Origin of the sequence: Streptomyces sp. Root431 (assembly GCF_001426585.1) — a bacterium.
Classification (GTDB): Bacteria; Actinomycetota; Actinomycetes; order Streptomycetales; family Streptomycetaceae; genus Streptomyces; species Streptomyces stackebrandtii.
In genome coordinates this window covers 80816-98038 of sequence record NZ_LMEI01000006.1, presented here as the reverse complement: position 1 = coordinate 98038, position 17223 = coordinate 80816, and the positions used below count along the sequence as shown (strand labels likewise).

General features: G+C 71.5%; 17 protein-coding genes. 6 read left to right on the top strand and 11 right to left on the bottom strand.

What is annotated here, in order from left to right:
* Positions 1–29: 29 nt before the first annotated feature.
* Entirely contained in the window at positions 30–623 is a 594-nt protein-coding gene (locus tag ASC82_RS04930) for a flavin reductase family protein (RefSeq protein ID WP_056642065.1), read from the bottom strand.
* Between the two features lie 80 nt (positions 624–703).
* On the opposite strand from ASC82_RS04930, the gene ASC82_RS04925 reads away from it, so the two are divergent.
* A complete protein-coding gene (locus ASC82_RS04925; RefSeq protein ID WP_056642063.1) occupies positions 704–1147 on the top strand; it encodes a nuclear transport factor 2 family protein in 444 nt (147 codons plus the stop codon).
* 59 nt (positions 1148–1206) lie between these two features.
* Positions 1207–2832, top strand: coding sequence for an apolipoprotein N-acyltransferase (lnt, locus tag ASC82_RS04920; RefSeq protein WP_056642060.1), 1626 nt, complete (start codon positions 1207–1209; stop codon positions 2830–2832).
* Here lnt and ASC82_RS04915 read toward each other — a convergent pair.
* Both ASC82_RS04915 and ASC82_RS04910 read right to left on the bottom strand, forming a co-directional pair.
* A complete protein-coding gene (locus ASC82_RS04915; protein ID WP_056642057.1) occupies positions 2756–3661 on the bottom strand; it encodes a Gfo/Idh/MocA family oxidoreductase in 906 nt (301 codons plus the stop codon). The genes lnt and ASC82_RS04915 overlap by 77 nt on opposite strands.
* 77 nt (positions 3662–3738) lie before the next feature.
* The gene (locus ASC82_RS04910) at positions 3739–4926 is read right to left on the bottom strand and encodes an FAD-dependent monooxygenase (protein ID WP_056642054.1); all 1188 of its coding nucleotides are present in this window, start codon (positions 4924–4926) and stop codon (positions 3739–3741) included.
* Between the two features lie 92 nt (positions 4927–5018).
* Here ASC82_RS04910 and ASC82_RS04905 point away from each other — a divergent pair, with 92 nt between their 5' ends.
* The 3 genes from ASC82_RS04905 to ASC82_RS29855 all read left to right on the top strand — a co-directional run bounded on the left by ASC82_RS04905 (position 5019) and on the right by ASC82_RS29855 (position 6892).
* Positions 5019–5714, top strand: a complete 696-nt coding sequence (locus tag ASC82_RS04905; protein WP_056642050.1) for a TetR/AcrR family transcriptional regulator — start codon at positions 5019–5021, stop codon at positions 5712–5714.
* Between the two features lie 33 nt (positions 5715–5747).
* Complete coding sequence (locus ASC82_RS04900; RefSeq protein WP_056643253.1) at positions 5748–6278, top strand: DinB family protein; 531 nt, start codon at positions 5748–5750, stop codon at positions 6276–6278.
* A gap of 95 nt (positions 6279–6373) precedes the next feature.
* Positions 6374–6892 (top strand): hypothetical protein, encoded by a 519-nt coding sequence (locus ASC82_RS29855; RefSeq protein ID WP_056642048.1) that lies wholly within the window; start codon positions 6374–6376, stop codon positions 6890–6892.
* An 85-nt stretch (positions 6893–6977) separates the two neighbouring features.
* On the opposite strand, the gene ASC82_RS04890 is transcribed toward ASC82_RS29855, so the two are convergent.
* The 7 genes from ASC82_RS04890 to ASC82_RS04860 form a co-directional block, all read right to left on the bottom strand.
* On the bottom strand, positions 6978–7451 hold the full coding sequence (locus ASC82_RS04890) for a hypothetical protein (protein WP_056643251.1): 474 nt from the start codon (positions 7449–7451) through the stop codon (positions 6978–6980).
* Positions 7452–7521: 70 nt separating this feature from the next.
* Positions 7522–8205 carry a uracil-DNA glycosylase gene (ung, locus tag ASC82_RS04885; protein ID WP_056643248.1) on the bottom strand — a complete coding sequence of 228 codons (684 nt, stop codon included), beginning with the start codon at positions 8203–8205 and terminating at the stop codon, positions 7522–7524.
* 95 nt (positions 8206–8300) lie between these two features.
* Positions 8301–9878 carry an ABC transporter substrate-binding protein gene (locus ASC82_RS04880; RefSeq protein ID WP_056642046.1) on the bottom strand — a complete coding sequence of 526 codons (1578 nt, stop codon included), beginning with the start codon at positions 9876–9878 and terminating at the stop codon, positions 8301–8303.
* 148 nt (positions 9879–10026) lie between these two features.
* On the bottom strand, positions 10027–10794 hold the full coding sequence (locus ASC82_RS04875; protein ID WP_056642042.1) for an SDR family oxidoreductase: 768 nt from the start codon (positions 10792–10794) through the stop codon (positions 10027–10029).
* Between the two features lie 29 nt (positions 10795–10823).
* A complete protein-coding gene (gene fabG / locus ASC82_RS04870; protein WP_024760885.1) occupies positions 10824–11585 on the bottom strand; it encodes a 3-oxoacyl-ACP reductase FabG in 762 nt (253 codons plus the stop codon).
* Positions 11586–11808: 223 nt separating this feature from the next.
* Positions 11809–12192 carry a DUF3037 domain-containing protein gene (locus ASC82_RS04865; RefSeq protein WP_056642038.1) on the bottom strand — a complete coding sequence of 128 codons (384 nt, stop codon included), beginning with the start codon at positions 12190–12192 and terminating at the stop codon, positions 11809–11811.
* Positions 12189–13034, bottom strand: coding sequence for a HipA family kinase (locus tag ASC82_RS04860; protein ID WP_199862465.1), 846 nt, complete (start codon positions 13032–13034; stop codon positions 12189–12191). Before ASC82_RS04860 ends, ASC82_RS04865 begins: the two co-directional genes overlap by 4 nt.
* A gap of 530 nt (positions 13035–13564) precedes the next feature.
* Here ASC82_RS04860 and ASC82_RS04850 point away from each other — a divergent pair.
* Positions 13565–15601 (top strand): protein kinase, encoded by a 2037-nt coding sequence (locus ASC82_RS04850; RefSeq protein WP_277914774.1) that lies wholly within the window; start codon positions 13565–13567, stop codon positions 15599–15601.
* Positions 15602–15626: 25 nt separating this feature from the next.
* Here the strand turns inward: ASC82_RS04850 and ASC82_RS04845 are convergent, their stop codons facing one another.
* Positions 15627–17135: a DUF4246 domain-containing protein gene (locus tag ASC82_RS04845; protein ID WP_079039050.1), complete on the bottom strand. Its 1509-nt coding sequence runs from the start codon at positions 17133–17135 to the stop codon at positions 15627–15629.
* Positions 17136–17223 lie beyond the last annotated feature (88 nt).

Below are 17223 nucleotides of genomic sequence, written 5' to 3'. Positions count from 1 at the left end.
AGCAGCCGCCCCCGCCGGTGTGACCGCCGTCAGCCCTGGTAGGGCACCCGGGCGATCTCCTTGATGCCGCCCAGGGTGCCCCACTCGTTCTTGCCGAGCCGGGTGAGGGGGCGCATCAGGGTCATCTCGGGGTGGCCGTCGGTCATGACCGACGCGTCGACCGCCGCGTGCACGACCCGGCCGAAGACGACCGTCGAGTCGCCGATCCGCACCGTGCTGTGCAGCTCGCACTCCAGCGCCACCGGCGACTGTGCGACGCGCGGCGGCTTCACCCGCAGGCTCTGCTCGCGCTCGACGCCGCAGGCGTCGAACTCGCTCACCCCGCGCGGGAAGTCGGTCGCCGTGGCGTTGATCTGCTCGAAGAGCCCTTCGGGGGCGAGGTTGACCACGAACTGCCCCGTCTCCTCCACGTTCCGCAGGGAGTCCTTGCGCCCCACCGACGTGAACTGCACGACCGGCGGCGTGACCGAGGCGATGGTGAAGAAGGAGTGCGGGGCGAGGTTGTCCGTCCCGTCGGCCGAGGTCGTGGAGACCCAGGCGATCGGCCGGGGTACGACGGTGGCCGTGAGCAACCGGTAGAAGGACGTCCGGTCGGTCACTTCGGGATCTATGTGCACGCGCATCCGGACAGTATGACGGCGCTGCGGCAGCCACTGCCCGCACGCCCCTTGGCGCCGGGCCCCCGCTGCCCGAGACTGAACCGATGACGCAGCGCGTGGACCTCGCGACCGTGATGGACCGGCTCGCCATCGACGACCTCATCACCGGCTACGCGGCGGCCGTGGACGACGCCGACTGGACCGGCTACCGGGCCCTCTTCACGCCGGACGGCCGGGCCGACTACCGCGGCTCGGGCGGGATCGAGGGGCCCGCGGCCGAGGTAGCCGACTGGCTCGCCGAGACCATGACCCTGTTCCCCGTACGCCAGCACCTCATCGTGAACCGGCGGGTCCTCTTCCGTGAGGCGGGCGGGTACCAGGAGTCCGGCGACGGCGCTGACGTCCGCGCCGACTACGTGAACCCGATGCGCTTCGCGACGGGCGAGGACTTCATCTGCGGCGGCCGCTACGCCTTCGCGGCGCTGCGCACGGCCGAGGGCTGGCGGCTCCGCTCGGTCGTCGTCGACGAGCGGTGGCGCCGGCACTGACGACGGGCCGCGCCGGGACCGGGAACGTCCGACACTGAAGGCTAGGGCGGGAGGCCGCCATGCGCATGCCGTTCGTGAACCGCGACCGCGAGCCCGCACCGGGCCCGGGCCGCGTCCCGGCGCGCCCGCACGGGCTCGTCCGTTCCCTGCTCGCCCTCGGCTGCGGGGCGCTCCCCGCGCTCGCCTTCCCCGCTCCCGGCCTCTGGTGGTGGGCGTATCTGGCGCTCGTCCCGTGGCTGCTGCTGATCCGTACGGCTCCGGGGCCGCGCCGCGCGGGTCTTGACGGCTGGCTGGGCGGGGCGGGCTTCGTGCTCGCCGTCCACCACTGGCTGCTGCCCAGCCTGCACGTCTTCCTCCTCCCGATCGCCGCGCTGCTCGGTCTGCTGTGGCTGCCGTGGGGGTGGCTCGTACGGTCCATGCTCAGTGGCGTGCCGTCTCCGCAGCGGGCCGCCGCCGCGCTGCTCGCGGTGCCCTCGGGCTGGCTGCTGATCGAGCTGGTCCGCTCCTGGGAGGGCCTCGGCGGTCCGTGGGGGCTGCTCGGCGCGAGCCAGTGGGAGGTGCCGGCGGCGCTGCGGCTCGCCTCGGTCGGCGGGGTGTGGCTGGTGAGCCTGCTCGTGGTGGCGGCGAACACGGCCGTGGTGCTGCTCGTCGCGGTGCCGGGGCTGCGGGCCGTCGGGGTGGCGGGGCTCGCGGCCTGCGCGCTCGTGGCGGGCACCGCGGCCTGGGGCGTCGGGGCGCCGCGCGAGGCCGGGACGGTGCGTGTGGCCCTCGTACAGCCCGGGGTGTTCGACGGTCCGGACGGGGCCGAGCGGCGGTTCGCCCGCGCCGAGGAGCTGACCCGTTCCCTCGCCGGGCAGCGGCTTGACCTGGTGATCTGGGGCGAGAGCGGTGTCGGCGCCGATCCGGCCGGACGGCCGGAGCTCGCCGCCCGGCTCACCGCCCTTGCGCGGGCGGTCGACGCGCCGCTCCTGGTGAACGTGGACGCACGCGGCGCCGATCGTCCCGGCATCTTCAAGAGCGCCGTCCTGGTCGGCCCGGCGGGGCTCACGGGTCAGCGCTACGACAAGATGCGGCTCGTGCCGTTCGGCGAGTACGTCCCGGCGCGCGGGGTCCTGGGCTGGGTGACGTCGTTCGGCGAGGCGGCCCGGGAGGACCGGCGGCGGGGCACCGAGCCGGTCGTGATGACGCTGCCCGCCGCCGAGGGGGCCGCCGGGCTGCGGATCGGGCCGCTGATCTGCTTCGAGTCGGCCTTCCCGGACATGAGCCGGCGCCTCGTCAAGGACGGCGCCGGGCTCCTGGTCGTCCAGTCGGCGACCAGCACCTTCCAGGAGAGCTGGGCGCCTGCCCAGCACGCCTCGCTCGCGGCGCTGCGGGCGGCCGAGACGGGCAGGCCCGTCGCGCACGCGACGCTCACCGGGGTGAGCGCCGTGTACGGCCCCGACGGCCGCCGCATCGGGCCCGTCCTCGGCACGGACGCGAGCGCCGTCGCCGTGCGCGAGCTGCCGCTCTCGACGGCGACGACGGGCTACGTCCGGTGGGGCGACTGGCCGTTGTACGGAGCGCTGGTCGTGGTGGGTGCCGTGTGCGCCGCCGAGGGCGCGGGCGCCCTCAGGAGGCCTGGATCAGCGCCTCGCGCACCACGCGCTCGCACAGCTCGTGGGTCAGCAGGGCGTCGCGCGCGCTGAGCAGCCGCCCCTCGCGTACGGCGTCGAGGAAGGCGAGCACGGCCTGCTCGATCCCGCGCTGGCGGGCCACCGGTACCCAGTCGCCGCGCTTGCGGAGGGTCGGCTGGCCCTTGTGGTCGACGACCTCGGAGAGGTTGAGGACCTGGCGCTTGGTGTCCTGACCCGAGACCTCCAGGATCTCCTCGGTGGAGCCGTTGAGCCGGTTCATCATGCCGATGGCGGTGAAGCCGTCGCCGGAGAGCTGGAGCACGACGTGGTGCATGAGGCCCTCGCGGATCCGGGCGCGCACGTCGACGTGCTCGATCTCGCCGGGGAGGAGGAAGCGCAGGGTGTCGACGACGTGGATGAAGTCGTCGAGGACGAACGTGCGGGGGTCCTCGGGCAGGCCGATCCGGTTCTTCTGCAGCAGGATCAGCTCGCGCGGGTGCTCGGCGCACTGGGCGTAGGAAGGCGCGAGGCGCCGGTTGAAGCCGACGGCGAGGCTGACGGCACGCTTCTCGGCGAGCTCCACGATCCGCTCGGAGTCCGCGTACTCGTAGGCGAGGGGCTTGTCGACGTACGTGGGGACGCCCGCGTCGATGAGCCGGCCGGCGATCTCGGCGTGGGCGGCGGTCGGCGCGTGGACGAAGGCCGCGTCGAGTCCGGCGGCGAGCAGCGAGTCGAGGTCGCGGTGGCGCTGCGCGGCGGGCAGGTGGTGGGCGTCGGCGACCCGGTCCAGAGTCGCGGCCGTGCGGGTCTGGAGGTGGAGTTCGACCCCGGGGAGGGTGGCGAGGACGGGGAGGTACGCCTTCTGCGCGATGTCGCCGAGTCCGATGCAGCCAACCTTCACGGGGTCTCCCTTGTCCTGTCGCTCATGCGGTTCGTGTCCACCGGCCGCGCTCGCGCGGGCCGTTCGCGCCGGTCAGCTTACGCGGGACGGGACGGTGCCACCGGCGGCCGCCAGTCGGCGATGCCGTCGAAGCCGCGCAGGACGAGGCCCGGGCCGAAGCGGGAGACCGCTCCGACGAGCGCCGAGCGCAGGGCGACGGCGGGCCGGGCGGAGAGCAGGGTGACCGCTCCGGTGCGGGCGGCCTTGCGGACGATGGCGGTGGTGCGCGGCAGTCGGTCGGCGGTGTAGGCGGCGAGCGCGCGGCCGGGGACGAAGTCGGATGCGGAGCGGGCGTGGTGGGCGAGGACGACGGCGTCCTCGATGGCCTGGTTCCCGCCCTGGCCGAGGCTCGGCATCATCGCGTGCGCGGCGTCCCCGAGGAGGGCGACCCGGCCCCGGTGGAAGGCGGGGAGCGGGTCCGGCAGGTGGTGGACGTCGTGGCGCAGGACCTGGTCGGGGTCGACGGCGGCGAGGATCTCGGGGACGGGGTGGTGCCAGTCGCCGAAGAGGCGCAGGAGTTCGGCCTTCTCGTCGTCGGGGGCGCGGCCTCCGGCGGGGGCGGCGGCCATGGCGTACGCGTAGATCCGGCCGTCCTTCAGGGGCTGGGTGCCCCAGAGGCGTCCGGGGCCCCAGGTCTCGTGCGGGGCGAAGGGCCGTGCGGGGGCCGGGACGACGACCCGCCAGGTGGTGCAGCCTGCGTACCGGGGTCCGGGGTGCTCGGGGAAGAGCGTGTGCCGTGTCGCGGACCGGATGCCGTCGGCGGCGACGACGAGTTCGGCCTCGATGTCGCCGTCCGGGGTGGTCAGCCGGGCGGGGCGGCGGTCGTCGCCGGGATCGGCGAGGGAGGCGGGCGCTCCGGTGCGGACGGTGCCGTCGGGGAGCGCCGAGGTGAGGATGTCGACGAGGGTGGCGCGGTGGAGGAGGACGAGCGGCCCGCCGAAGCGCTCGGCGGCAGCGCGGGCGTTCGTCCGGGCGAGCCAGCGGCCGTCGGGGGCGCGCATGCCGCCGTCGCCCTGCCAGGCGGCGAGGTCCCGGACGCGGTCGCCGAGGCCGATGACGTCCAGGGCACGCTGGGAGTTGGGGGCGAGGCCGATGCCGGCGCCAACGGGGGCGAGGTCGGCGGCGCGCTCCAGGACGGTGACCTGCCAGCCGTTCCGGTGGAGGGCGACGGCGGCGGTGAGTCCGCCGATTCCGGCTCCGATGACGACGGCACGGTGCTGTTCCATGGCTGCTCCCCGGAGTCCGTGACTACAGATGTAGTGAGTCCGACATCATGAACGTACTACAGGTGTAGTCAGAGCGGTAGTACGTTGTCCCCATGCGCGCACCGACCACCCCTGCCTCGGAAACCCCCGCTGCCTCCTCCGCCGCCGCCTCCGCCTCCGCCGTCGCCTCCCGGGCTGAGCGGATCGGGGACGCCGCTCTCGAACTGCTCGTCGAGCGCGGCATGCGGGGCCTGACCCACCGCGCCGTGGACGAACGCGCCGGGCTGCCGCAGGGGTCGACGTCCAATCACGCCCGCACCCGCCAGGCGCTCCTGGAGACGGCCGTACGCCGCCAGGTCCACTGGGAGGCGCGCGTGCTGACTCCGGACGAGCTGCCGGGCGCCGGCGGCACGCCCCCGACCGCCGACGCGCTCGTCGACGCGCTCGCCCTCGCCCTGCACCGCTACCTCACGGACCACCGCGCCCTGCTCGTCTCCCGCTACGAGCTGGCCCTCGAGGCCACCCGCCGACCCGAGCTCCGCGCCTTCTTCGACGCCGCGGGCTCCGCCTTCCACGACCCGCTGGTCGCGACGATGACGGCGGCCGGCTCGCCGGAACCCGAGCGGCACGCGCTCTCCCTCATCGCCTGGTGCGAGGGGCTGATGTTCTCCTGCGCCGCCGGCTCGTTCCACGCGACCGTGCCCGACCGCGCCGAACTGCGCACCGGCTTCGACGAGTTGCTGCGCGGCATGCTGGGCACCCGACAGGACGTACCCCGCGGACCGGGGGCACGGCGGGAAAGCCGGTAGCGCTGCCGGTGGCCATGAGGGACGATGCCGCGCATGACCACCGAACGCATCGCATCCGTCCCGCGCGTCGACCCGTCCACCACCTCGGGCGAGCGCGAGGCTCTGGAGCAGTGGCTCGACTTCCATCGCGCGACCCTCGCGAGCAAGTGCGAGGGCCTCGACGACGCCCAGCTGCGCACCCTCTCCGCTCCCCCGTCCGACCTCAACCTGCTGGGTCTCGTCCGGCACATGGCCGAGGTCGAGCGCGGCTGGTTCCGCCGCGTGCTGGCCGGCGAGAAGGAGGCGGGCTGGATCTACTCCACCGCCGAGGACTCCGACCGGGACATCCACGCCACGGACGAGGACACCTACGAGGAGGCCTACGCCACCTGGCAGGCCGAGATCGCCCACGCCCGGACGCTCGCCGCCCCGCACGGCCTCGACGACCTGGGCGTCGGCGAGCACCGCACGGGACGGACCTTCAACCTCCGCTGGATCTACCTGCACATGATCGAGGAGTACGCCCGCCACAACGGGCACGCGGACCTGCTCCGCGAGCGGATCGACGGCGCCACCGGCGACTGAGCAGGTCAAGGCGGGGCCCGCCGCGGCTCACCCGTGCGGGGCATTCCCGGCCGGTAGGGGCGCGAAGATCACCGCCGGACCAGCAGAGTGGCGCGGTGCATGGAACCCGAACCACAGCGAAGATCCTGTTCGGGGCGGCGGTCGCCGCCCTGGCAGGCTGCGCCCCGGTGGACGCCCCGCCGGCGGCGCCCGCCCCCACACCCGCGGCGGAGTCCTCCGTCCTCCCCGCCGAGGAAGCGGCACCGCAGATGATCGAGGGCCCGGCCCGCGAGGCCCTGGAGGCGGCGCTCCCCGCTCCTCCGCCCGCCGCGGCCGCGCCCCGGACGTCCGCCGCGCCCCGCGCGACACCCGCACCCGCTGCCGTACCCGAACGGCACCGGCGGACGGCGGCCCCTCCGCGGCCGTCGGCGCCGCGCCCCACCGCCACACCCCGGCACCGCGAGACTCCGCGCCCGGAAGCCTGGCCGGCCGTGCCGGAGCTGCCGGGCCTCGCGGACCTGCCGAAGGAACCGCCGCACTCCCGGGCGGACGTCTGCGACCTGGGCGAGCGGTACGGAGGCTGGGACCCGGGCAGCGATCAGGCCAGGATCTGCCACGGCACGTACGGCCGGTGAGCCGACACGGCGCCCGGCCGCCCCGCCACATGCCCCGTCACGCGCCCCTTGAGGCGCCCCGTCACATGCCCCTTGAGATGCCCCGTCACATGTTCCGGAGCCGCAGCTCCACGCGCTCGATCGCGGCCCGCACCCCGTTCCCGTAGCCGTCGTCGTCGAGCGTGTCCGACGCCGCGCGGGCCCGGTCCAGATGGACCCGCGCGGCGTCCGGCCGCTGGAGCTTGACGTAGTCGGCGGCGAGGTTGAGGTGGAGCGAGGGGTACAACGCGCGCAGCGCGACGGCCGAGTCGTGCTCGGCGAGCCGCTCCTCCGCGAGCCCCCCGGCCGCGCTCAGCGCCCGCAGGTCCCAGGCCAGCTCGTCGTCGGGGTCGTCCTGGGCGTCGGCCATGTAGTGGGCGAGGGTGCAGCGGTGCAGCGGGTCCCCGTCGGGGCCGATCTGCTGCCACAGCACCCCGAACCGATTGCGGGCCTCTTCCCGGTCGCCGCCGTGCAGCAGCATCATGGCCTGCCCGATCCTGGTCATGACCCCGTCGTCCGCCGCCTGCTGCTGCTCGGTCATGCCGGCCTCCACCCGCTCACCCATTGGGAGAGCCGACGCTAGCCGCACCGGGCCCCGATCCGGCCGAGGCTCAGCCGAGGTCCGGGATGCGCCAGTCGATCGGCTCGTGTCCCTGGGCCGCGACGGCCGCGTCGATCTGGGTGAAGGGCCGCGAGCCGAAGAACTTCTTCGCCGACAGGGGCGAGGGGTGGGCCCCCTTCACGACGACGTGCCGCTCCTCGTCGATGAGCGGGAGCTTCTTCTGCGCGTAGTTGCCCCAGAGGACGAAGACGGCCGGGTCGGGCCGCGAGGCGACCGCGGTGATCACGGCGTCGGTGAACTTCTCCCAGCCCTTGCCCTTGTGCGAGTTCGCCTCGCCGGAGCGGACCGTCAGGACCGCGTTCAGCAGGAGGACGCCCTGCTCGGCCCACGGCATCAGATAGCCGTTGTCCGGGATCGGGTGGCCCAGTTCCGCCTGCATCTCCTTGTAGATGTTCCGCAGGGAGGGCGGGGTCTTCACGCCGGGGCGGACGGAGAAGCAGAGGCCGTGCCCCTGCCCCTCGCCGTGGTACGGGTCCTGACCGAGGATCAGGACCTTGACCTTGTCGTACGGGGTGGCGTCGAGGGCGGCGAAGACCTCGTCCTTCGGCGGGAAGACCGGTCCCCTGGCGCGCTCCTCCTCGACGAACTCGGTGAGCTGGGCGAAGTACGGCTTGCGCAGCTCCTCGCCGAGGACACCCCGCCAGGACTCGGGCAGCATGCTGGTGTCGGTCACGGTCAACAACCTCCGGTGGACGTTCCTGTCTACGTCCGAGAACCTACCGGGGGCCACTGACAGTGGCCCCCGCAGGCCGTCCACCGGCCGTCGGACTACCAGCTGGCCCGGCGGTGCAGCTCCCACAGCTGCATGACCGTCTGCGGGTCGAGGGCGCGCTCGGCGCCGCCGATGTCCTCGCCGGCCGCGATGTACAGCTTGCCCTGCCACAGGGGCAGCAGACGGACGTCCTGGACCAGGATCTCCTGGGCCTCCACGAACTCGTCCGTGACCGTCCCGCGGTCGCTCTCGCGGCGGGACTTCGGGAGCAGCTCGCCGGTGATCCGCTCGCTCACGTAGGGCGTGCCGAGGACGTTCTCCTTGCCCACGAAGGGGGCGACGAAGTTGTCCGGGTCCGGGAAGTCGGGGAACCAGCCGCGCCCGAAGACCGGGTACTCGCCCTTCTGGTAGCCCGCCTGGAACTCCTTCCAGGGCTTGCCGTGCACCTCGACCTTGAAGAGCTTGGACGCCTCCAGCTGGCGCTTCAGCTCCTCGAACTCGGGCGCCGTCGAGGAGCCGTACCGGTCGGTCGTGTACCAGAAGTCCAGCTCGACGGGCTCATCGATCCCGGCGTTCTTCAGGATCTTCTCGGCCTTGGAGACGCTCGGCGTGCCGTAGCGGTCGTAGAACTTGGTGGTGTGGGCGGCGATGCCCTTGGGAACCATCGAGTACAGGGGCTCGGCGGTGCCCTGGTAGACCTTCTCGACCAGGGCGTCGCGGTCGACGAGCTGGGCGATGGCCTTGCGGACGGCCGGCTTGGCGACCGAGGGGTCCTGGGTGTTGAAGACCAGGTAGCGGATGTCGGCGCCGGTGGACTCGACGAGCTGGAGGCGCTTGTTCTCGGGCTTGTCCTCCTGGAACTCGACGACCTCGGCGGCGCTGAGGCCGCGGTAGGTGGCGTCGATCTCGTCCTTCCGGAGCGCGGCGACCATCGCCTCGGAGTCGTCGTAGTACCGGATCGTCGCGCCGCCGTTCTTGCGGTCGGCGAAGCCCTTGTAGGTGGGGTTCCGGGTCAGCTCCGCCGTCTTCCGCTCCTCGTAGGAGTCGAGGACGTACGGGCCGGAGCCGACGAGCTTGCCGTCCGTGCGGAGCTTGTCCGCCGGGTACTCGGCCGGGTCCACGAGGGACATCGCGGGGGTCGCGAGGACGAACGGGAAGGTGGCGTCCGACTTGTTCAGCCGGAAGACGACGGTCCGGTCGCCGACGGTCTCGATCTTGCCGAGCGAGCCGAGCATCCCGTTGGGGCCGCCCTTGTGGTTGATCGTGCGAATGCGCTCGATCGAGTACCGCACGGCCTCGGCGTCCAGATTGTGCCCGTTGGAGAACTTCAGGCCCTCCTGGAGCTTGCACTCGAAGACGCGGCTCGACGTGTCCGTGAACTTGCAGTCGGCGGCGTCGGACTGCGGCGCCGTGCTGCCTGTCGGGAAACTCACCAGGGTCTGGAAGACATTCCGGAAGAGCTCCCAGGAATTGTCCCAGGCCGCGGCCGGATCAAGCGTGGTGGGAGAACTCATCGTACCGATGACGATTCTCTGATCCCCGGCGGATTCGCTGTCCGAAAAGACACCGCATCCGGCCACCAGGGATATGGACGCAAGGGCTGCAGCGGCCTGCAGACTGGTCCGGTTGAACACGTGCACGCTCCTCGTTCAGCCACGGGTCGGCCGACGATACCGCAGCACCCCGTCAGGTCAATCTTCGAGCCCGACGGGGCACTTGAGGCATTCGACGTATAACCGGGGCCAATCCGGACACGAAATCCGGAAAGTGTCCGGATATCGGTCAGCCGACTCCGGCGTTCAGGAAAATCCCGCCGTCGACGACGAGGGTCTGGCCGGTGATCCACTCCGACTGCGCGGAGGTCAGGAAGGCGGCCGCGCCGCCGATGTCCTCGGGGACGCCGAGCCGGCCGAGCGGGTACGCCGCGGCCGCCTCCGCCTCGCGGCCCTCGTACAGCGCCTGCGCGAACTTCGTCTTCACGACGGCGGGAGCGATGGCGTTGACCCTCACGAGCGGCGCGAATTCGTGCGCCAGCTGGAGGGTCAGATTCACCATCGCGGCTTTGCTCATCCCGTACGCGCCGATGAACGGCGAAGCGGAGACGGCGGCGACGGACGCGATGTTCACGATCGCACCGCCGTGATCCTTCTGCCAGGCGTGCCAGCTCCGCTGGGCGAAACCGAGCGCCGAGATCACATTGGTCTCGAAGACCTTGCGGGCCACCCCGAGGTCCAGATCGGCCATGGGGCCGAAGACCGGGTTCGTCCCGGCGTTGTTGACCAGGAAGTCCAGCCGGCCGAAGCCGTCCATGGCCGCCTCGACGGCTGCCGCCTGGTGGGCCAGGTCGTGGGCCTTGCCCGGGACACCGATGACCCGGTCGGCGCCGAGCCGCTCGGCGGCCTCCTTGAGGGCCTCCTCGCCGCGCCCGGTGATGACGACCCGGTCGCCGCGGGCGACGAGCGCCTCGGCGATGCCGTAGCCGATGCCCCGGCTCGCGCCGGTGACGAGGGCGACCTTGCCGGAGAGCTCCGGCCGTTCGTTCGCGGTCATGACCGCCTCCTCTCGCTGCTGCCTGGATGTCAGTTGAGCGGGCCGCCGGCCACGTACATGACCTGGCCGGAGACAAAGCCGGCGTCGTCGCCCGCGAAGAAGGCGATCGCGTTGGCGACGTCCTCGGGGCGGCCGACGCGCTGGACCGGGATCATGGAGGCGGCGGCCGCCTGGAACTCCTCGAAGCCCATGCCGACGCGCTCGGCGGTCTGCGCGGTCATCTCGGTGACGATGAAGCCGGGGGCGACGGCGTTGGCGGTGATGCCGAACTTGCCGAGCTCCTTGGCGAGCGTCTTGGTGAGGCCCTGCAGACCCGCCTTGACCGCGGAGTAGTTGGCCTGGCCGCGGTTGCCGAGCGCCGAGGAGGAGGAGAGCGAGACGATCCGGCCGAAGCCCGCGTCCACCATGTGCTTCTGGCAGGCCTTCGCCATCAGGAACGCGCCCTTGAGGTGCACGTTCATGACGAGGTCCCAGTCGGACTCGGACATCTTGAAGAGCAGGTTGTCGCGGAGCACGCCGGCGTTGTTGACGAGGATCGTCGGCGCGCCGAGCTCGGCGGCGATCCGCGCGACGGCGGCCTCCACCTGGGCGCCGTCCGAGACGTCGCAGCCGACCGCGAGGGCGGTGCCGCCCGCGGCCGTGATCTTCTCGACGGTGTCCTTGCAGGCCGCCTCGTCGAGGTCGAGTACGGCGACGGCGCGGCCCTCGGCCGCGAGGCGGAGCGCCGTGGCGGCGCCGATGCCTCGTGCGGCACCCGTGACGACGGCTACGCGCTGCTCGGTGGTGGACATGCTTGGTTCTCCTCGCCCTTGGATCGACCCTGACCGCGGACGAACGGCTGTCCCGCTCATGCGTCCCGCACATGAGCGACCGCTTAGTATCGTCCGCAGGACGAGACGCTAGAAGCGATGGCACCCGGTGTCAACGGCCCACCGGGTGCCCCAGGTCACTCCCCGTGGCGGAACGGCGACCGGCGCGCGACTCCGCGGCGACCGGCACCCTCCGCCGACCTCGTCAGCGCACGAGCAGATCGAGGAGCCGCTCCACCTCGGCCTCCGGGTCGGCGGTGAGCCCCGTGTGCACGGGCCCCGGCTGCACGACCGTGGAGCGGGGCGCGATCAGCCAGCGGAAACGCCGCCCGGCGTCGTCGCGCGCGGCCTGCCCGGCGTCGTCGCCGCCCAGGCAGACGCCCTCGACCGCGCGCAGCGCGGCCCGGACGCCCGTGACGTCCGCCGCCGGGTCGAGGACCGCCAGCTTGGCCTCGTCCAGGTGCGTACGGGCGGCCACGTAGGACTTGGCGCGGCAGTAGACGACCACGCCGGCGTTGAAGCACTCGCCGCGCTCGACCCGCGGCACCACGCGCAGCAGCGCGTACTCGAAGACGTCGCGGTCGGTCACGTGGTGCTGTCCTTCTCGGTGGAGGCGGTCCGGGGCGCGAGCCGGTCGGCCAGCCAGCCCGGGGGCTGCTGGGGCCGGTTCTCGCTCCGGGGGCCGAGCGTGATCCGCTCGTGGATGGTGGCGGCGCGGGGCAGGAGCGCCTCGACATAGGCCGCGCGCACCTCGTCGGTGCTCGAGAAGCCGGGCTCGTCGACGAGCCACTCGTCGGGCACGTCGGCGGCGACCTCGTCGAGCAGCTCGCGGGTGACGAGCGGCGCGAGCTCGGCGGCCGCGGCGGCGACGTCCGGCGCGAAGGGCGCGAGCGCGTGGTCGGAGGCGTCGTACGCCTTGGCGGCGGAGGCCTGGGCCCCCGGCCAGTTGTGGTGCCAGATCATGGTGGCGCCGTGGTCGATGAGCCACAGGTCGCCGTGCCAGACCAGCATGTTCGGGTTCCGCCAGGACCGGTCGACGTTGTTGATCACGGCGTCGAACCAGACGACCTTGCCGGCCTCCTTCGGATCCACCTCGTACGCCAGCGGGTCGAAGCCCAGCGAGCCCGGCAGGAAGTCCATGCCCAGGTTGAGCCCGCCGCTCGCCTTGAGCAGCTCCTGGACCTCCTGGTCGGGCTCGGAGAGTCCGATGACCGGGTCGAGCTGGATGGAGACGAGCTCCGGCACGCGCAGCCCGAGCCTCCGGGCCAGCTGCCCGCAGACGACCTCGGCGACGAGGGTCTTGCGCCCCTGCCCCGCGCCCGTGAACTTCATGACGTACGTGCCGAGGTCGTCGGCCTCGACGATCCCGGGGAGCGAGCCGCCCTCACGCAAAGGCGTGACATAGCGGGTCGCTACGACCTCTTTCAGCACTTTCCCAGGCCACCCATCTTTTTCAACCGTGCAATCCACGGACGACTCCTCCGGGGCCCAGAGGCAGGAATCACCAGTCGACGGCGCTGGGGAGAATCGGGGATTTCCGGCCGGCGAGCCGGTCTCCCCGCTCCCCAAGCAGACCGTCGATGATGCCGCGCCCCTGATTACCCGCCTCCGGAATGAAGTGAGCATTGTAACCGAGGGTGATCGCCGTCGAGGAGTGTCCGAGCCGCCGAGCCAGGGTCACGACGGACTCTCCGGCTTCGAGGACGAGGCCGGACAGTCGATGACGACGCCGCGTGCCAGAACCTGGAGCCATCGGGAGTACCAATCGAACGAAGGCTTTCAGGGCAATCGACAGGTCAACCACCGACGTCTGAACGGGGTGTGGGGTGGCACCCCGGAATCTCCGATTCCGAAGTAGCAACTCCATGCATCTCCATCAGCCAAGGAGTGAGCGGCCGTCACTGGTTTCAACGGCGTGTGGATAGCATCCTGCGAACAGGCTCGAATGTCGCCTCCGACGGGTGAGTTCAGCCTCGCCCACTCCCTCGCACCAGAGAGACGGATGCCCCGTGAGCGTTGCTCGCCCCGGCGGGCGTGTACAGCCCAGTCGGCCCGGTGACCCCCAGCGGGTCGGCCCGTACCGCATCATCGGGCGCCTCGGTTCGGGAGGCATGGGCACCGTGCACGCCGGCCTCGACGCCGCAGGCGGCCGGGTCGCGGTCAAGGTCGTCCACCCCGCGCAAGCCGACGACCCCGAATTCCGGGCGCGCTTCCGCCGCGAGGTCCAACTCTCCGCACGCGTCCAGGGACCGTGCCTCATACCGCTCCTCGCGGCCGACCCTGACGCGGACACCCCCTGGCTGGCAACCGCCTTCGCGCCTGGCCTCACCCTCGACCGACACGTCGCGGTGCACGGCCCCCTCATCGGCGCCACCTTGATCGCCTTCGCTGCAGGTACGGCCCAGGCACTCGCGACGATCCACGCGGCCGGCGTCGTCCATCGGGACATCAAACCGCAGAACGTCATCCTCGCCGCCGGGGGCCCCCTCGTCCTCGACTTCGGCATCGCCCACGCCACGGACGGCACGTCCGTGACCCGAACTGGAGTCATGACCGGCACCCCCGGCTGGGTCAGTCCCGAGCATTACCGCACCGGCGCCGCCGGGCCCGAAGGCGACGTCTTCACCTGGGGAGCGCTCGTCGCATACGCCGCCACCGGCCGCCAGCCCTTCGGCACCGGTGCACCCGACGTCATCGCCTACCGCGTGATGTCCGACGAGCCCGACGTTCAGAGTCTCCCTGACGCACTCCACGAGATCGTCGGAAGAGCCCTCGCCAAGACGCCCGTTGATCGCCCGACCGCCAGCGGCATCGCTGCGGAATGCATCGGCCTGCTGGCAGCCCAGACCACACTCGTCGTCTCACCCGCCACCAACCCGACCCTCGCCGCAGACCTCGTCGCCACCCAGTGGGGCATGCCTACGCCGGAGGACACGGCCTGGCACCCTCCCGTCCGCCCACGCAAGCGCGTCCTCGGGGTCTCACTGGCCGTCGGCGCTGTGATCGGCGGACTGGTGGGAGCAGCGATCTCGCTACAGAGCGACGACGATACGACGCACCGGTCGAATTCCCTGCCCCCGCGCGGGGGGACTTCCGCGACCGCACTCGCCGAGACGCTTGCCACACCCTCACAGGCGGCCGGTCCCACGGCGTCGGAACGCCCGACGCCGTCGTCCGCCGATTACACCGACGAGGCGACCATCGCCGCCTGGCACGCCGCCCGTCGCCCGAAGGGCGAGGCTGAACTGGAGACCTCGGCTGCGCTCGGTCACGACATCGGCCTGGGAGTGGGGCCCGACTACGGCTACGACGGGCAGTACGACATCCGTTTCGCCGAGCCCCGCCGAGAGATCTACATCGCGGTCAACGGCCCTGCCCTCGCACCCCACATCATCCAGGCGATCGCCAAGGACGCCTGCTACAGCCTCCGCATGATGGCGGACATCTACAAGGAACTTCCTTACGACGAGTACGTCCTGGTGGACGACACCACTCGCACGGCACCGGCGATCGTATGGGAGGACGACTTCCGCACCAACACCGGCTGCGTCACACAGGCCATCGAGCGCAACACCGCCGGGGACGGCCAGGAGTCCGACTGGCAACCCACCGAAAGTGGCCTGGCGGCGGCCCGGATTCCCAGCACCGACGAGGAGGAGATCCGGGTGGCCACGGAAGCGGTCCACGAGCTCTTCATCGAGTGGAACGGAAACTCCCGCCTGGTCCACAGCCCCCGTTACCTCAGCGACGAGAACACCAGTATCGGCTTCGCCCCGCACGAGAAGGTGATGTACGTGTGGACGACCAAGCCCGAGTGGAACCAGTCCACACGGCAGGAGTGGGCCCAGCAGGCAGCCAACGTGGCCTGTCAGGCCGTCCTCACCGAGTCCCGCGCCCGCCAGGAATGGATCTACTTCCTGTACGCGGTCGCGGTCCTCGACGATGACGGCGACGCACAGTTTCTCCGCTGGGGATCAGCCGGGAGCTGCGAAACGTGACCCGCCGTGCACCGACCGCAGGGGGTCAGTGCTCGCAGAGTGAGAATTCGCGTTCGTAGAGCTGCTCGTTGTGTTCGTCGACGAAGAACTTGCGTTCCTGCATGAGCTGTTCGCGGTACGCGTGGGCCTGCTCAAGCGTCATGGTCGAGGTGTCGGACCACGGTTGCTGCGGCGGTACATCGGACGTCGAGACGATCTTCTCCGACGGGTCGACCAGGAAGAACGCGAGAATCTTGCGGTGTCCCGGGCGGGTGGGGTCCACGAGGCGGAAGTCGCCGACGCGATGTTGCAGGACGTTCGGGAACGCCAGACAGCGACCCGCCGGCGTCGATGCCGATCCGAGCATCTGGTTCAGCGCGTCTTCGTCCTCCAGGCCGTAGACGTCGCGCAGACCGTTGTCGTCGTTCTGTTCGTAGTACGGGTCGTCGAGCGCCGCGCGGAAGCTCAGTCGGCTCTCGGTGATGTTCTCGCTGTCCCAGTAGTAGATCCCGGTCGAGACGATCCGCTCGTTCAGCATCCCCTCGACGTGCCAGGAACCGCCGGCGTACTCGGGCTTGTCCGGGGTGAGATGGATCGTGGCGAGCTTGACGATGACCTGGAGACCGCGGCCGCGCAGGTCGACGCGGGCGGATGCGTCGGGCAGCTCGGGCGCGGTGAAGTCCGGGGCGTCCGGGATGACCGGGCGGCGGTTCTCCCACCAGTCGTCCTGAGCTTCTTCCCAGGCACTGAGGGCTTCGTCGTAGGCCGCGGCATCACTGTAGGAGGCCTCGTCCGGACGCTCCGGTTCCGAGTCGTACCACCCGTAAGGATCGGCCTCGATCCGCAGGGGCCGCGGATGGCGCAGATCGGTGAGCACGTTCTCCCACAGCGGGAGCATGCGCGCGAACAAGTCCGGCAGGAGGGAGGCCAGTTCGTGATGAGCCTCGGGGTGGACGTTGTTGACGTACGAACGGAAGGCGACATCGCCGTCGTCACGGACGTCGACGTCCGTGGGCAGCCACTGGAACTTCTCCGAGAACTCGTACTTCGCGTAGCGGTTCGCCGGGTTCTGCCAAGCCTGTTCGGGCGCGCCACTGACCTCGCGCACCAGGCAGAACAGTGAGGGATGCACCAGATCCAGTACCTGCCCGTCGGATCCGGGATGCCAGTCCAGCTCGGCTGCGGGGACCTCCTCCAGAACCCGAACCGCCTCGCGCAGCCGGGATCGGAGCTTGTCGTCGATCAGCGTGTCCGACTGCCATACCCCGTCGACGGCGGACACCTCGATGCCGGTTCGTCCGTCCCGCAGTCCGGCGTAGTGCGCGAGTTCGGCAAGGACATAACGAACCTGCGCCTCGGTGAGGCCCTGGGCGAGCGCTTCCCGCGTCCACCGGGCGACGATGTCGGCGTCGTTCATCTTGTCGAACCACCCGGGCTTCGCCCGAAGGTGCGCACTGCACCGCATCATCTCGAGTTCCCGCAGGGTTCGGGGTGTCGCGAACCCCATGGAACGGGAAGCGTGAAAGGGCAGCGGGAAAGCAGACGGGCCGGACAATTCTCTTGTTCCCTACGGTCGGTGTGCGGTGGGCCGGAAGGATAGCCCAGCCGACTGACACCGCAGCGACGCCGGTGGGACCGCCCCG

Coding starts and splice junctions, on each gene's coding strand:
- ASC82_RS04930 (WP_056642065.1), bottom strand. CDS start 623: ATGCGCGTGCACATAGATCCCGAAGTGACCGACCGGACGTCCTTCTAC.
- ASC82_RS04905 (WP_056642050.1), top strand. CDS start 5,019: ATGCGCGCACCGACCACCCCTGCCTCGGAAACCCCCGCTGCCTCCTCC.
- ASC82_RS04900 (WP_056643253.1), top strand. CDS start 5,748: ATGACCACCGAACGCATCGCATCCGTCCCGCGCGTCGACCCGTCCACC.
- lnt (WP_056642060.1), top strand. CDS start 1,207: ATGCGCATGCCGTTCGTGAACCGCGACCGCGAGCCCGCACCGGGCCCG.
- ASC82_RS04925 (WP_056642063.1), top strand. CDS start 704: ATGACGCAGCGCGTGGACCTCGCGACCGTGATGGACCGGCTCGCCATC.
- ASC82_RS04875 (WP_056642042.1), bottom strand. CDS start 10,794: ATGACCGCGAACGAACGGCCGGAGCTCTCCGGCAAGGTCGCCCTCGTC.
- ASC82_RS04890 (WP_056643251.1), bottom strand. CDS start 7,451: ATGACCGAGCAGCAGCAGGCGGCGGACGACGGGGTCATGACCAGGATC.
- ASC82_RS04910 (WP_056642054.1), bottom strand. CDS start 4,926: ATGGAACAGCACCGTGCCGTCGTCATCGGAGCCGGAATCGGCGGACTC.
- fabG (WP_024760885.1), bottom strand. CDS start 11,585: ATGTCCACCACCGAGCAGCGCGTAGCCGTCGTCACGGGTGCCGCACGA.